The 16,216-nt window shown below is 63.8% G+C and carries 11 protein-coding genes and 1 tRNA gene; all 12 read left to right on the top strand.

The features are described from left to right. The first annotated feature begins 64 nt into the window (after positions 1-64). Positions 65-140: transfer RNA gene (locus tag HW932_RS20595), tRNA-Trp, on the top strand. A 208-nt stretch (positions 141-348) separates the two neighbouring features. Continuing rightward, complete coding sequence (secE, locus tag HW932_RS20590; RefSeq protein ID WP_176978336.1) at positions 349-726, top strand: preprotein translocase subunit SecE; 378 nt, start codon at positions 349-351, stop codon at positions 724-726. Between the two features lie 2 nt (positions 727-728). After that, complete coding sequence (nusG, locus tag HW932_RS20585; protein WP_176978335.1) at positions 729-1,262, top strand: transcription termination/antitermination protein NusG; 534 nt, start codon at positions 729-731, stop codon at positions 1,260-1,262. A 139-nt stretch (positions 1,263-1,401) separates the two neighbouring features. Then, positions 1,402-1,836 carry a 50S ribosomal protein L11 gene (rplK, locus tag HW932_RS20580; protein WP_176978334.1) on the top strand — a complete coding sequence of 145 codons (435 nt, stop codon included), beginning with the start codon at positions 1,402-1,404 and terminating at the stop codon, positions 1,834-1,836. 1 nt (position 1,837) lies between these two features. Next, complete coding sequence (gene rplA / locus HW932_RS20575; RefSeq protein ID WP_176978333.1) at positions 1,838-2,533, top strand: 50S ribosomal protein L1; 696 nt, start codon at positions 1,838-1,840, stop codon at positions 2,531-2,533. A 280-nt stretch (positions 2,534-2,813) separates the two neighbouring features. Further along, positions 2,814-3,341: a 50S ribosomal protein L10 gene (rplJ, locus tag HW932_RS20570; RefSeq protein ID WP_176978337.1), complete on the top strand. Its 528-nt coding sequence runs from the start codon at positions 2,814-2,816 to the stop codon at positions 3,339-3,341. A 56-nt stretch (positions 3,342-3,397) separates the two neighbouring features. Then, positions 3,398-3,778: a 50S ribosomal protein L7/L12 gene (rplL, locus tag HW932_RS20565; RefSeq protein ID WP_176978332.1), complete on the top strand. Its 381-nt coding sequence runs from the start codon at positions 3,398-3,400 to the stop codon at positions 3,776-3,778. A gap of 206 nt (positions 3,779-3,984) precedes the next feature. Then, positions 3,985-8,166, top strand: coding sequence for a DNA-directed RNA polymerase subunit beta (gene rpoB / locus HW932_RS20560; RefSeq protein WP_176978331.1), 4,182 nt, complete (start codon positions 3,985-3,987; stop codon positions 8,164-8,166). A 159-nt stretch (positions 8,167-8,325) separates the two neighbouring features. Continuing rightward, positions 8,326-12,858: a DNA-directed RNA polymerase subunit beta' gene (gene rpoC / locus HW932_RS21685; protein WP_222932472.1), complete on the top strand. Its 4,533-nt coding sequence runs from the start codon at positions 8,326-8,328 to the stop codon at positions 12,856-12,858. A 270-nt stretch (positions 12,859-13,128) separates the two neighbouring features. Further along, positions 13,129-13,503, top strand: coding sequence for a 30S ribosomal protein S12 (gene rpsL, locus HW932_RS20545; protein WP_012971556.1), 375 nt, complete (start codon positions 13,129-13,131; stop codon positions 13,501-13,503). 54 nt (positions 13,504-13,557) lie between these two features. Continuing rightward, positions 13,558-14,028 (top strand): 30S ribosomal protein S7, encoded by a 471-nt coding sequence (gene rpsG, locus HW932_RS20540; protein ID WP_176978330.1) that lies wholly within the window; start codon positions 13,558-13,560, stop codon positions 14,026-14,028. Positions 14,029-14,088: 60 nt separating this feature from the next. Next, a complete protein-coding gene (gene fusA, locus HW932_RS20535) occupies positions 14,089-16,185 on the top strand; it encodes an elongation factor G (RefSeq protein ID WP_176978329.1) in 2,097 nt (698 codons plus the stop codon). Positions 16,186-16,216: the final 31 nt, after the last annotated feature.

Here is a 16,216-nt window from a genome sequence, read left to right as displayed (position 1 = left end):
TCCGCGATCAGCGGGGCGCGAAATCATCCCCGGATCTCGCGCTCGCTGACATCGCTTCGAGTTTAGGCCAGTAGCTCAATTGGCAGAGCAGCGGTCTCCAAAACCGCAGGTTGGGGGTTCGAGTCCCTCCTGGCCTGCCATTCAAATCACCACAACCGCTCCCTTCCGGGAGCGGTTTCTGGTGAGATCCCCTAGCTTCGCGTGAGCCAATGAGGCTTCTTGTCGGGCGCGCTTTGGTAGTATCTTCTCAGGCCGCGTTCCGCTGAGTCTGTTGGTTTTTGATGTGCTGTATTCGAGCCAGAAAGCTAAATTTGTCGCGCTAGACGCGGTTTGGAAATAGGCGAATTCATGAGTTCACGCGCAGAGACCCGCGGTGCCGGCTTGGATTCTCTCAAGCTGGGTGGTGCTGCATTCCTCCTGGTCGGCGGTATCCTGGCCTTCTATTATTTCTCCGGAGTCTCGACACTGCTGCGTGTGATCGCGCTGCTGGTGATCAGCGGCGGAGCGGCGGCCATCGCCTTTCAGACCGAACGCGGTCGCGCGCTCTGGCAGTTCATCTCCGATTCGCGCATGGAAGTGCGCAAGGTCGTCTGGCCCTCGCGTCAGGAAACCCTGCAAACGACCCTGGTGGTCGTGGTCATGGTGCTGCTCCTCGGTATCGTCCTCTGGCTGTTCGACATGATGTTGATGTCGATCCTGCGATTCCTGACCGGCCAGGGGGGCTGAGCATGTCCAAGCGTTGGTACGTCATTCATGCCTACTCGGGATTCGAGGGGCAGGTCAAACGTTCCCTGGAAGATCATGTCAAGCGCGCCGGGCTCGAAGAGCTGTTCGGTCAGATTCTGGTGCCCACCGAAGAAGTGGTCGAGATGCGCGGCGGACAGCAGCGCAAGAGCGAGCGCAAGTTCTTCCCCGGCTATGTCCTCGTCCATATGGAGCTGACCGACGAGACTTGGCATCTGGTCAAGAACGTGCCCAAGGTCATGGGCTTCATCGGTGGCACGGGCGATCGTCCGGCGCCCATCCCGGACTCTCAGGCCGAGGTCATTCTGCAGCGCTTGCAGGAAGGCGGCGAGAAGCCGCGTCCGAAGGTGCTCTACGAGCCGGGCGAGGTGGTGCGCGTCATCGACGGGCCCTTCACCGACTTCAATGGTGTGGTCGAAGACGTCGACTACGACAAGAGCCGCGTCAAGGTCTCGGTGCTCATCTTCGGCCGCTCGACGCCGGTCGAGCTGGAATTTGCCCAGGTCGAGAAAGTCTGAGCGTCACAGCATTCGCGTCCGCGTGAACTGAATATCCGGCCGTATCCTGTCTGGATGCGGCCTCCCAGCCCCGTATCGGGGATATACACACGGGGAGCCGGATCGATCCTCCGGCGCTTGCACCCACTGGAGACTCATCGTGGCAAAGAAGATCAATGCCTACATCAAGTTGCAGGTGAAGGCCGGCGAAGCCAATCCCAGTCCGCCGGTCGGTCCCGCGCTTGGTCAGCACGGCGTCAACATCATGGAGTTCTGCAAGGCGTTCAACGCGCGCACGCAGGACATGGAGAAGGGCATCCCGACGCCCGTGGTCATCACGGTCTACTCGGATCGCAGCTTCACCTTCATCACCAAGACCCCGCCGGCCTCGATCCTGCTGAAGAAGGCTGTCGGCATCAGCAGCGGCAGCGCCAAGCCGAACACCAACAAGGTCGGCACTGTCACGCGCGAGCAGCTCGAACAGATCGCCACGCTCAAGATGCCCGATCTGACCGCCGCCGACATGGACGCCGCCGTGCGTACCATCGCTGGCAGCGCGCGCTCCATGGGTCTGAACGTCGAAGGGGTGAACTGATATGGCGCGTCTCAGCAAACGTGTGCGTGCAATCCAGGAGCGCGTCGAGGCCGGCAAGCTCTATCCGGCTGACGAGGCTTTCTCGCTGCTGAAAGAACTCTCCCAGGTCAAGTTCGCCGAAAGCATTGATGTCGCGGTGAACCTGGGCGTCGATCCGCGTAAGTCGGATCAGGTCGTCCGCGGTTCGACCGTGCTGCCGCACGGCATCGGCAAGACCGTGCGCGTGGCTGTCTTCGCCCAGGGCGCCGCCGCCGATGCGGCACGCGAAGCCGGGGCCGACAAGGTCGGTTTCGAGGATCTGGCCGAAGAGATGAAGGCCGGTCAGCTCGACTACGACGTCGTCATCGCTTCGCCCGATGCCATGCGTATCGTCGGTCAGCTCGGTAAGGTGCTCGGCCCGCGTGGTCTGATGCCCAACCCCAAGGTCGGCACCGTGTCCCCGGACGTCGCCGAGGCCGTGCGCAACGCCAAGGCCGGTCAGGTGCGCTATCGCACCGACAAGGCGGGTATCATCCACTGCCCGCTCGGCAAGGTCGACTTCGAGGCCGACAAGCTGCGCGAGAACCTCGAAGCCCTGCTCGGCAGCCTGATGAAGGCCAAGCCGACGGCGGCCAAGGGTATCTACATGAAGAAGGTCACGGTCTCCAGCACCATGGGGCCGGGCCTGGCGGTCGACCATTCAGCGTTGACCTTCTGATCCGGGGTGCCGGCTCTCGGGTCGGCACGCTTGGAGACTGAGTTTTCTTTGAGGTCTCGGGCATCGCTGGAGACCGTCAAAGACCGCGGGTGTCCGAGGTGCTGCAAGGGAACGCGGCGGCTGGACTTAATGCCCACCACGCCCGCGCAGACGGTGCTCCCGAGTCAGATCGTTAGCTGATGACGGCGCACGAACCTGGCGAGTCGGTTCGTCACTGGAGGTGACGGCCCGCTCGCCGCCCGGTCTCGACCGGGTTCCAATGTCAGTAGAGGTGACGACAGTGGCGCTGAATTTTGCGCAAAAAGAAGCAATCGTCGCCGAAGTCGCGGAAGTTGCAAAGAGCGCCTATTCGGCCATCGCGGCCGAGTACCGGGGCTTGACCGTCGAGCAACTGACCAAGCTGCGCGTGGAAGCACGCAAGGCCGGGGTCTATGTGCGCGTGGTCAAGAATACCCTGGCCAAGCGCGCGCTGGAAGACACGGATTTCGCCTGCATGCGGGATGGGCTCACCGGCCCGATGATCCTCGCGTTCTCGCAGGACGATCCGGGTTCGGTCGCGCGCGTCCTGGAGCCCTTCGCCAAGGAGCACGACAAGTTCCAGGTGCGGATCATCGCCCTGGGCGGCAAGCTGCTCGCGCCCACCGAGATCGGCAATCTGGCCAAGATGCCGACCTACGATCAGGCGATCAGTCTGCTCATGGCGACCATGAAGGCTCCGGTCCAGAAGCTCGCCGCAACGCTCAACGAGGTGCCGGGCAAGCTCGTCCGCACCGTCGCCGCGATTCGCGATGCCAAGGAAGCCGCCTAAGGCGCGTCTTCCATCCATCAGCTACCCGATCAACCGTATTTTCTTAGGAGAAACCCATGGCCGTTTCGAAAGACGACATTCTCGAAGCGATTGGCAACATGACCGTGCTCGAGGTCGTCGACCTCATCAGCGCGATGGAAGAGAAGTTCGGCGTGACCGCCGCTGCCGCTGTCGTGGCTGCCGGTCCGGCCGCCGGTGGCGCTGAGGCCGCCGCCGTCGAAGAGCAGACCGAGTTCAACGTCGTTCTGACCTCGTTCGGCGCCAACAAGGTTGGCGTCATCAAGGCTGTGCGCTCGATCACCGGTCTGGGCCTGAAGGAAGCCAAGGACGCCGTCGAAGGCGTTCCGACCGTCCTGAAGGAAGGCATCTCCAAGGCCGAGGCCGAGGCCGCGAAGAAGGAACTCGAAGAGGCTGGCGCCGCGGTCGAGATCAAGTAACGGCGCGTTGCGTCGTTATTCGTTCGACCAAGCAAGCGAGGCTGGCGGCGATTAGCCGCCGGCCTTTTCCCGTTGGATTCGGCGAATCCGGTGGGATAGCACGCCCCGATCCGGGCGTGTCTTGATTCTGTTCCAAGTTTCGAGCCATCCGCATCCGTGTCCATGCCCCGTCAGGGACCCACGCAAGCATCTCGAGGGAAGGCATAATGGCCTATTCGTTCACCGAAAAGAAGCGCATCCGCAAAGACTTCGGCAAGCGTCCCAGTATCCTGGACGTCCCGTTCCTGCTGGCGACGCAGATCGACTCCTATCGCGAGTTCCTGCAAGCCGATGTGTCGGTCAAGGACCGCCGGGATCTCGGGTTGCATGCGGCCTTCAAGTCCGTGTTCCCCATCGAGAGCTACTCGGGCAACGCCGTCCTGGAGTATGTCAAGTATCGCCTGGGCGATCCAGTGTTCGACGAGCGCGAGTGTCATCTGCGCGGCGCGACCTTCGCGGCGCCCCTGCGCGTGCTGCTGCGGCTGGTGATCTACGACAAGGACGCTCCGGCCGGCTCCAAGGTCGTCAAGGACGTGCGCGAGCAGGAAGTCTACATGGGCGAACTGCCGCTCATGACCGAGACCGGCACCTTCATCATCAACGGCACCGAGCGTGTCATCGTCTCGCAGTTGCACCGTTCGCCCGGTGTCTTCTTCGACCATGACAAGGGCAAGACCCACTCCTCGGGCAAGCTGCTGTTCTCGGCGCGCGTCATTCCCTATCGCGGCTCCTGGCTCGACTTCGAGTTCGACCCCAAGGACAACGTCTTCGTGCGCATCGACCGTCGGCGCAAGCTGCCGGCCACGGTGCTGCTGCGCGCGCTCGGCTATGGCGTCGAGGACATCCTCGGGCGCTTCTTCGAGACCGACACTTTCCGCATCCAGGGTCAGACCGTGACCCTGGATCTGGTCCCCGAGCGCCTGCGCGGCGAGACCGTCGGCTTCGACGTCAAGATCGGCGACGAGGTGCTGGTCGAGTCCGGCCGGCGCGTGACCGCGCGTCACATCCGCGAGCTGCAGAAGGCCGGCGTCGATCGGCTGGAAGTGCCGGCGGACTTCCTGCTCGGCCGCATCCTGGCGCACGCCCAGGTCGACAGCGACACCGGCGAGGTCTTCGCCGAGGCCAATGATCCGATCACGCCCGAGCTGCTGGAGACCCTGTTCCGCAAGGGCGTCGAGACTCTGGAGACCCTGTTCGTCAACGATCTCGACCAGGGGCCTTACATCTCCGAGACCCTGCGCATCGATCCGACGACCAACGATCTGGACGCTCAGATCGAGATCTATCGCATGATGCGTCCCGGCGAGCCGCCGACCAAGGAGGCCGCCCAGAATCTGTTCCACAACCTGTTCTTCACCTCCGATCGCTACGATCTCTCGGCGGTCGGTCGCATGAAGTTCAACCGCCGGCTCGGTCGCGCCGACGAGACGGGGCCGGGCGTCATCTATGACGGGCGCTATTTCGCCGCCCGCACCGACGACTTCTCCAAAAAGCTCTTCGACCAGTACGGCGAGGACGCCTCCGACATCCTCGATTCGCTCAAGGTGCTGGTCGAGCTGCGCAACGGTCGTGGCATGGTCGACGACATCGACCATCTGGGCAACCGCCGCATCCGCTGCGTCGGCGAGATGGCCGAGAACCAGTTCCGCGTCGGTCTGGTGCGGGTCGAGCGCGCGGTCAAGGAGCGCCTGTCGCTGGCCGAGTCCGAGGGGCTGATGCCGCAGGAGCTCATCAACGCCAAGCCAGTGTCGGCGGCGATCAAGGAGTTCTTCGGTTCCTCGCAGCTCTCGCAGTTCATGGACCAGAACAATCCGCTGTCCGAGGTCACGCACAAGCGGCGCGTCTCGGCGCTCGGCCCCGGCGGTCTGGCGCGCGAGCGGGCCGGCTTCGAGGTGCGTGACGTGCACCCGACCCACTATGGCCGCGTCTGCCCGATCGAGACCCCTGAAGGTCCGAACATCGGTCTGATCAACTCGCTGGCGGTCTATGCCCGCACCAACTCCTACGGCTTCCTGGAGACGCCCTATCGCAAGGTCGAGGACGGTCGCGTCACCGATCAGATCGACTATCTGTCGGCGATCGAGGAGGGCAACTTCGTCATCGCCCAGGCCAACGCGACCCTGGACGCGGACGGACGGCTCGCCGACGCCCTGGTCTCCTGCCGTCATGCCAACGAGTTCGCCATGCGCGCGCCGGAGGAAGTCCAGTACATGGACGTCTCGCCGCGTCAGATCGTCTCGGTGGCCGCTTCGCTGATCCCGTTCCTGGAGCACGACGACGCCAACCGTGCACTCATGGGTTCGAACATGCAGCGTCAGGCCGTGCCCACGCTGCGCGCCGAAAAGCCGCTGGTCGGCACCGGCATGGAGCGTGTCGTCGCCCGTGACTCGGGTGTGTGCGTGGTCGCGCGGCGCGGCGGCGTCATCGAGTCGGTCGACGCGGCGCGTATCGTGGTGCGCGTCAACGACGACGAGGCGGCCAAGACCCCGGACGTGCCGGGCGTCGACATCTACAACCTGACCAAGTACACCCGCTCCAACCAGAACACCTGTATCAATCAGCGCCCGCTGGTCAAGCTGGGTGATGCGATCGCGCGCGGCGACGTCCTGGCCGACGGTCCCTCGACCGACATGGGCGAGCTGGCCCTGGGTCAGAACCTGCGCGTGGCCTTCATGCCCTGGAACGGCTACAACTTCGAGGACTCGATCCTGATCTCGGAGCGCGTGGTGCAGGAGGATCGCTTCACCACCATCCATATCGAGGAACTGTCCTGTCTGGCGCGCGACACCAAGCTCGGGCCGGAAGAGATCACGGGCGACATCCCGAACGTGGGTGAGTCGGCGCTCTCCAAGCTCGACGAATCCGGCATCGTCTATGTCGGCGCCGAGGTGCGCGACGGCGACATCCTGGTCGGCAAGGTGACGCCCAAGGGCGAGACCCAGCTGACGCCGGAAGAGAAGCTGCTGCGCGCCATCTTCGGCGAGAAGGCCTCCGACGTGAAGGACACCTCGCTGCGTCTGCCCACGGGCATGAACGGCACCGTGGTCGACGTCCAGGTCTTCACCCGCGACGGCGTGGACAAGGACAAGCGCGCCATCGAGATCGAGGAGATGGAACTGGAGCGCGTGCGCAAGGACTTCGCCGACCAGCAGCGCATCATGGAGAACGACACCTTTCAGCGTGTCGAGAAGCTCCTGGTGGGCAAGGTCGCCGACGGCGGTCCGGGCGGTTTCCGTCCCGGTTCCGAGATCACCAAGGACTATCTCGACTCGCTCAAGTCCAAGGGTTCGCGCGATGCCTGGTTCGAGATCCGCGTGCGTGACGAGGACGCCGCCACCCAGCTCGAAGCCGTCGCCGCTCAGGTCAAGCAGCAGCGCGAGGAATTCCGCGAGCGCTACGAGATCAAGAAGCGCAAGGTCGCCAGTGGCGACGATCTGGCGCCCGGCGTGCTCAAGATGGTCAAGGTCTATGTGGCCGTGAAGCGCCGCATCCAGCCCGGTGACAAGATGGCCGGTCGTCACGGTAACAAGGGTGTCATCTCCAAGGTGGTGCCGGTCGAGGACATGCCGTTCTCGGCCGATGGTGTGCCGGTCGACATCGTGCTCAACCCGCTCGGCGTGCCCTCGCGCATGAACGTCGGTCAGGTGCTGGAGACCCATCTCGGGTGGGCGGCTCAGGGTCTGGGCGAGAAGATCGGGCGCATGCTGCAACGCCAGACGGCGATCGGCGAGCTGCGCGACTTCCTGGAGCAGGTCTACAACACCAGCGGCAAGCAGGAAGATCTGGCGAGCTTCTCCGACGATGAGATCCTGGAGCTGGCGCGCAATCTGACCCGAGGCGTGCCGCTGGCCACGCCGGTCTTCGACGGTGCGACCGAGGAAGAGATCAAGGCGATGCTCAAGCTCGCCGACCGCGACAACACCGAGCAGGGCGTTCCAAGCGGCCAGACCATTCTGTTCGACGGGCGCTCCGGCGACCAGTTCGAGCGTCCGGTCACCGTGGGCTACATGTACATGATCAAGCTCAACCACTTGGTCGACGACAAGATGCACGCCCGTTCGACCGGCCCCTACAGCCTGGTCACGCAGCAGCCCCTGGGCGGCAAGGCGCAGTTCGGCGGTCAGCGCTTCGGTGAGATGGAGGTCTGGGCGCTGGAAGCCTATGGCGCCGCCTACACCCTGCAGGAGATGCTCACGGTCAAGTCCGACGACGTCAACGGGCGCACCAAGATGTACAAGAACATCGTGGATGGGGATCACCGCATGGAGGCCGGCATGCCCGAGTCCTTCAACGTGCTGGTCAAGGAGATCCGCTCGCTCGCCATCAACGTGGAGCTACAGCAGGATTGATGGGGTAGGGTGCGGTGAGCGAACCGCACCGACCGCCGGTGATGCGGCTCTTTCGATGCCGCATCCCGGTCTCTGTTCAAAGCTCAAGCGTTGTGGCGATGGGTGTCGCTGCCGCTCTACCCATCCCAAGCCGGTTATTCCAGGCAGGAGATCAAGGTCTTGAAAGATCTACTCAAAATCATCAAGCAACAGGGTCAGGCACTCGAATTCGACGCGATCAAGATCGGGCTGGCCTCGCCCGAGATGATCCGTTCCTGGTCCTATGGCGAGGTCAAGAAGCCCGAGACCATCAACTATCGCACCTTCAAGCCGGAGCGCGATGGTCTGTTCTGCGCCAAGATCTTCGGACCCATCACCGACTACGAGTGCATCTGCGGCAAGTACAAGCGTCTGAAGCATCGCGGCGTGGTGTGCGAGAAGTGCGGTGTCGAGGTCACGCTGGCCAAGGTGCGCCGCGAGCGCATGGGCCACATCGATCTGGCCAGCCCGGTGGCGCACATCTGGTTCCTCAAGTCGCTGCCGTCGCGCATCGGTCTCCTGCTCGACATGACCCTGCGCGACATCGAGCGCATCCTTTATTTCGAATCGTTCGTCGTCATCGATCCGGGCATGATCGTCGATCTCGAGCGCGGCCAGCTGCTCAATGACGAGCAGTATCTCGACGTGCTCGAAGCCAACGGCGACGAGTTCGACGCGCGCATGGGCGCCGAGGCCATCTACGAGCTGCTGCGCAGCATCGACATGGCCGCCGAGATCCGCCGCATGCGCGAGGAGATCGAGTCGACCAACTCCGAAACCAAGATCAAGAAGCTCGCCAAGCGCCTCAAGCTCATGGAGTCGCTGCTGGCCTCGGGCAACCGCCCGGAGTGGATGATCCTGACTGTGCTGCCGGTGCTGCCGCCCGAACTGCGCCCGCTGGTGCCGCTCGACGGCGGACGCTTCGCGACCTCGGATCTCAATGATCTCTATCGTCGCGTCATCAACCGCAACAACCGCCTGAAGCGCCTGCTCGATCTGATCGCGCCCGACATCATCGTGCGCAACGAGAAGCGCATGCTCCAGGAGTCGGTCGACGCGCTGCTCGACAACGGGCGTCGCGGACGTGCGATCACGGGCACCAACAAGCGTCCGCTCAAGTCGCTTGCCGACATGATCAAGGGCAAGCAGGGGCGCTTCCGCCAGAACCTGCTCGGCAAGCGCGTCGACTACTCGGGCCGTTCGGTCATCGTGGTCGGCCCGACGCTCAAGCTCCATCAGTGCGGTCTGCCCAAGCGCATGGCTCTGGAGCTGTTCAAGCCCTTCATCTTCAGCAAGCTCCAGTTCCGCGGGCTGGCGGCCACCATCAAGGCGGCCAAGAAGATGGTCGAGCGCGGCACGCCGGAGGTCTGGGACATCCTCGAAGAGGTGATCCGCGAGCATCCGGTCATGCTCAACCGCGCGCCGACCCTGCACCGTCTGGGCATCCAGGCGTTCGAGCCGGTTCTGATCGAAGGCAAGGCGATCCAGCTCCATCCGCTGGTCTGTACCGCCTTCAACGCCGACTTCGACGGCGACCAGATGGCCGTGCACGTGCCGCTGTCGCTGGAGGCGCAGTTGGAAGCGCGCGCCCTGATGATGGCTTCCAACAACATCCTCTCGCCCGCCAACGGCGAGCCGATCATCGTGCCGTCGCAGGACGTGGTGCTGGGTCTCTATTACATGACCCGCGAGCGCATCGGCGCCAGGGGTGAGGGCAGTCTGTTCGTCAACATCGACGAAGCACGCCGTGCCTACGAGACCGGACACGCCGATCTGCACGCGCGCTGCCGGGTGCGTATCCGCGAGGTCATCAAGCACAAGGACGGCAGCCTGACCGATCGCACCAGTATCAAGGAGACGACCGTCGGACGCGCGATGGTGTTCGCCATCGTGCCCGAGGGGCTGCCCTTCGAGCTGGTCGACCGTCCGCTGGGCAAGAAGCAGATCTCGATGCTGATCAACACCTGCTATCGCCGCCTGGGACTCAAGGACACCGTGGTCTTCGCCGACCAGGTGATGTATCTGGGCTTCCGCATGGCCACCCGTGCCGGTGTCTCCATCGGTCTGGACGACATGGAGGTGCCGCGCGACGACCAGGACGCCAAGATGGACAAGGGCGCACTGCTTGCGGCGGCCGAACTCGAGGTGCAGGAGATCCAGCAGCAGTACGCCTCGGGTCTGGTGACGAACGGCGAGCGCTACAACAAGGTCGTCGACATCTGGTCGCGCACCAACGATCAGGTCGCCAAGGCGATGATGTCCAAGCTGGGTACGGATCTGGCCAAGACCGATCCCGGCTTCGAGGCCGAGCGCCTGATCGGCGAGTACCGTCAGGCGGCGCTGTCGGCGGTCGAGCCTGAGGGCTACGAGGCATTGCGGGCGATCTTCGGCGAGTGGCAGGGCGAGCTGCGTTCGATGGCTCGGGCCCTGGCGCGCGAGGAGCTGAGCCTGGAGGCGTTCAATGCCCGTTTCGACGAGCTGACCGCGCGTTATCGTCCCGAGGTCATGGCCAAGCTCGATCCCGAGCGGATCAAGGCGTCCGAGGGTCGCGAGCGTCTGGCGAGCGGACTCAAGGAGGCGCCGACGCGCCTGGTCGAGGAGCGCAAGCAGGACTCGTTCAACTCCATCTACATGATGGCCAACTCCGGCGCCCGTGGCTCGGCGGCCCAGATCCGTCAGCTCGCCGGGATGCGCGGCCTGATGGCCAAGCCGGACGGCTCCATCATCGAGACGCCGATCACCGCGAACTTCCGCGAGGGTCTGAACGTCATTCAGTACTTCATCTCGACTCACGGCGCGCGCAAGGGTCTGGCCGACACCGCGCTCAAGACCGCGAACTCCGGTTATCTGACCCGGCGTCTGGTCGACGTGGCGCAGGACATGGTGGTGCTCGAAGAGGATTGCGGCACCGACCAGGGTCTGCTGATGGCGCCCGTCATCGAGGGCGGCGACGTGGTCGAACCGCTGCGCGAGCGTATCCTCGGTCGCGTCACGGCGGTCGATGTCTATCGTCCGGGCGTAGACAACCCGGAACTGATCTGCAAGGCCGGCACCCTGCTCGACGAGTCCTGGGTCGAGCGCTTCGAAGAAGTCGGTATCGACCAGGTGCGGGTGCGTTCGCCCATCACCTGTGAGTCGCGACTCGGCGTCTGCGCCCAGTGCTACGGACGCGATCTGGCGCGCGGTCATCGCGTCAACATGGGCGAGGCGGTCGGCGTCATCGCCGCCCAGTCGATCGGCGAGCCGGGCACCCAGCTCACCATGCGCACCTTCCACATCGGCGGCGCGGCCTCGCGTGCGGCGGCCGTCAGCAGCATCGAGATCAAGAACGGCGGCTCGGCGCGTCTGCACAACATCAAGACCGTGCAGCATCACTCGGGCAACCTGGTCGCGGTCTCGCGTTCGGGCGAACTGACCGTGGTCGACGAGCGCGGCATGGAGAAGGAGCGCTACAAGGTGCCCTATGGCGCGACCCTGCGCGTCGGCGACGGCGACGCGGTCAAGCCGGGCGACGTGGTCGCGACCTGGGATCCGCACACCCACCCCGTGGTCACCGAGGTGGCCGGTCGACTGGAGTTCGAGGACTTCATCGAGGGCGTGACCGTGCAGGCCCAGACCGACGATGTGACGGGTCTGAGTTCGCTGGTGGTCATCGATCCCAAGCAGCGTCCGGCGGCGGGCAAGGATCTGCGCCCCATGGTCAAGCTGCTCGACGAGGACGGCAACGAGCTCAACATCGCGGGCACGGATCTGCCGGCGCGCTATGCGCTGTCATCGGGCGCCATCGTCAGCGTGGCCAATGGCGCCAACGTCGGCGTGGGCGACATCCTGGCGCGTATCCCGCAGGAGTCCTCCAAGACCCGTGACATCACCGGCGGTCTGCCGCGCGTCGCCGACCTGTTCGAGGCGCGCAAGCCCAAGGAACCGGCCCTGCTCGCCGAGGCCAGCGGTACCATCAGCTTCGGCAAGGACACCAAGGGCAAGCAGCGTCTGATCATCACCAAGGACGACGGCGAGACGGTCGAGGAGCTGATCCCGAAGTGGCGTCACGTCAACGTCTTCGAGGGCGAGCGCGTGGAGCGCGGCGAGGTCATCGCCGACGGCGAGCTGGCCTCACACGACATCCTGCGTCTGAAGGGCGTCACGGCGCTGGCCGAATATCTGGTCAAGGAGATCCAGGACGTCTACCGCCTGCAGGGCGTGAAGATCAACGACAAGCACATCGAGGTCATCGTCCGCCAGATGCTGCGCAAGGTCGAGGTCACGGCGCCGGGCGACACCCGACTGCTGCGCGGCGAGCAGGTCGAACATGCGTTGCTGATCGACGAGAACAAGCGCGCCATGGCCGAGGGCAAGCAGCCGGCGCTGTTCGAGCCGCTACTGCTCGGCATCACCAAGGCGTCGCTGGCCACCGAGTCCTTCATCTCGGCGGCCTCGTTCCAGGAGACCACGCGCGTGCTGACCGAAGCTGCCGTGCGCGGTTCGACCGACCGGCTCGTGGGGCTGAAGGAGAACGTCATCGTCGGTCGTCTCATCCCGGCCGGCACGGGGTTGTCCTATCATCAGGAACGGCGCCGTCAGCGGGTGCTCGACTCGGGCAAGGTCGAGATGGCCACCGAGGATCTGGAGCAGGCGCTCAAGAAGGCGCTCAATACTCCGGAAGCCGCTGAGTAGTCTGAGTGAGCATCCGCCTAGGTCGATCAACCGGTTGACACGGCCTAGGCGCCTCCCTATACTGCTCTGTCTCAGCTAGCCGATGGTCTATCGGCTAGCTTCATTTTTTATCCGATTCCCTGGTTTGGGCGCCTTTGCCCGGCCCCTGAGCAGACGGTCGCATCTGGTGCGTGTCATTCCGGCGATGTCATCGAGCCGGCCCGTGCGCGCAGGCTTCGTTTGACTCCAAAGAAGAATCATGGCGCGAGGGCGCCGCTGGAGACTCATCGCATGGCAACGATCAACCAACTCGTCCGCAAGCCTCGCAAGCGGAACGTGGCGAAAACCAACGTGCCCGCCCTCGAGGCCTGTCCGCAGCGTCGCGGGGTCTGTACGCGCGTCTACACCACCACGCCCAAGAAGCCGAACTCGGCTCTGCGTAAGGTGGCTCGCGTGCGTCTGACCAACGGGTATGAGGTCGCGTCCTACATCGGCGGCGAAGGCCACAATCTTCAGGAGCACTCGGTGGTCCTGATTCGCGGCGGTCGTGTCAAGGACTTGCCGGGCGTGCGCTACCACACCGTGCGCGGCACCCTGGACACCTCGGGTGTCGAGAAGCGCCGTCAGGCGCGTTCCAAGTACGGCGCCAAGCGTCCGAAGAAGTGATCGCGCCCTGACGCGACCCAGACTACAACGAATACGTCGGAGCCTTAGAAGACCATGCCAAGAAGACGCGTTGCCGCTCGTCGTCAAATCCTTCCGGATCCCAAGCACGGAAGTGAGTTGCTGACCAAGTTCATCAACATGATGATGGAAGACGGCAAGAAGTCCGTCGCCGAGCGCATCATCTACAACGCCCTGGATCAGATCGCCGAGAAGAAGGGCGGAAGCCCGGTCGAGCTGCTCGAGCAGGCGATGGAGAACGTGCGTCCGGTGGTCGAGGTCAAGTCGCGTCGTGTCGGCGGCGCCACTTATCAGGTTCCGGTCGAGGTGCGTCCGGCTCGTCGCAATTCGCTGGCTATGCGCTGGCTGATCGATTCGGCGCGCAAGCGGTCCGAGAAGTCCATGGCTCAGCGTCTGGCGGGTGAGCTGATGGATGCGGCCGATTCGCGCGGTACGGCTGTGAAGAAGAAAGAAGACACTCACCGTATGGCCGAAGCCAATAAAGCCTTCTCGCATTACCGCTGGTAAATCCGCGGTTTCGCGTTCGTTTTTTTCGAGTTCTTTAGGATCATCAGGGCGGATTCAGTCGTGGCACGTAGCACACCCATCGAGCGGTATCGCAATCTCGGCATCATGGCACATATCGATGCCGGGAAGACCACTACCACGGAGCGCATCCTGTTCTACACGGGTGTCTCGCACAAGCTTGGCGAGACGCACGACGGCTCCGCCACCATGGACTGGATGGAGCAGGAGCAGGAGCGTGGCATCACCATCACCTCCGCCGCGACCACCTGTTTCTGGAAGGGCATGGCGCTCGACCGCCCTGAGCACCGCATCAACATCATCGACACCCCCGGACACGTCGACTTCACCATCGAAGTCGAGCGTTCGCTGCGCGTCCTCGACGGCGCCTGCGCGGTCTTCTGCGCGGTCGGCGGCGTCGAGCCTCAATCCGAGACCGTCTGGCGTCAGGCCAACAAGTACGGCGTTCCGCGTCTGGCGTTCGTCAACAAGATGGACCGCATGGGCGCCAACTTCCTGCGCGTCGTCGGTCAGGTCAAGGATCGTCTGGGCGGCAATCCCGTTCCTCTGCAGCTGCCGATCGGCGCCGAGGAGCACTTCAAGGGCGTCATCGATCTGGTCAAGATGAAGGCCATCCTCTGGGACGAAGAGTCCAAGGGCACCAAGTTCGAGTACGGCGACATTCCGGCTGACATGGTCGACGACTGTGAGGAATGGCGCGAGAAACTGGTCGAGGCCGCCGCTGAGTCCAGCGAAGAGCTGATGGAGAAGTACCTCGAGGGCGAGGCTCTGACCGAGGACGAGATCAAGGCTGGTCTGCGTGCGCGCACCCTCAAGAGCGAGATCGTGCCCATGCTCTGTGGTTCGGCGTTCAAGAACAAGGGCGTGCAGGCCATGCTCGACGCCGTGCTCGATTACATGCCGTCGCCGATCGACGTCCCCGCCATCAAGGGCATCCTCGACGACAAGGACGAGAGCGAAGGCTCGCGTGAAGCGTCCGACACCGCGCCCTTTGCCGCGCTCGCGTTCAAGATCGCGACCGACCCCTTCGTCGGTACCCTGACCTTCTTCCGTGTCTATTCGGGCGTGCTCAACTCGGGCGATACCCTGTACAACCCGGTCAAGGGCAAGAAAGAGCGCATCGGCCGTATCCTGCAGATGCACGCCAACAACCGTGAAGAGATCAAGGAAGTCCGCGCCGGCGACATCGCCGCGGCGGTCGGTCTGAAAGATGTCACCACGGGCGATACCCTGTGTGATCTCAATCAGATCATCACCCTGGAGCGCATGGAGTTCCCCGAGCCGGTCATCTCGGTCGCGGTCGAGCCCAAGACCAAGGGCGACCAGGAGAAGATGGGTATCGCGCTGCAGAAGCTGGCGCAGGAAGACCCGTCGTTCCGCGTCCACACCGACGAGGAATCCGGTCAGACCATCATCTCCGGCATGGGCGAGCTGCACCTGGAGATCATCGTCGACCGCATGCGTCGCGAATTCAAGGTCGAGGCCAACGTCGGCGCGCCCCAGGTCAGCTACCGCGAGACCATCCGCACCAGCGTCGAGCAGGACACCAAGTTCGCCCGTCAGTCCGGCGGTCGCGGTCAGTATGGTCACGTCCTCATCCGCGTCGAGCCGATGGAGGCCGGCGGCGGTTACGAGTTCGTCAACGGCATCGTCGGCGGTACCGTGCCCAAGGAATACATCCCGGCAGTCGACAAGGGCATCCAGGAGGCCATGAAAAACGGTATCCTGGCCGGCTTCCCCATGGTCGACATCAAGGTCACGCTCTACGACGGCTCCTATCACGAAGTCGACTCGAGCGAAATGGCGTTCAAGATCGCCGGCTCCATGGCGATCAAGGAAGCGGCGGCCAAGGCCAAGCCGGTCCTGCTGGAGCCGATCATGAAGGTCGAGGTGGTCACGCCCGAGGAGAACATGGGCGACGTCATGGGCGACATCAACAGCCGTCGCGGCATGATCCAGGGCATGGACGATTCCCCGTCCGGCAAGATCATCCGTGCCGAGGTTCCGCTGTCGGAGATGTTCGGTTACGCCACCGACCTGCGTTCGGCGACCCAGGGTCGCGCGACCTACAGCATGGAATTCTGCAAGTACAACGAGGTGCCCGCCAGCATTGCCGAAGCGGTCTCCAAGAAGAAGTAACGATTCATCCGAAGGGTAGAGCGGGATGTCC

The organism is Allochromatium humboldtianum, assembly GCF_013385175.1.
GTDB classification, from domain to species: domain Bacteria; phylum Pseudomonadota; class Gammaproteobacteria; order Chromatiales; family Chromatiaceae; genus Thermochromatium; species Thermochromatium humboldtianum.
This window is presented reverse-complemented; position numbering and strand designations above follow the sequence as displayed.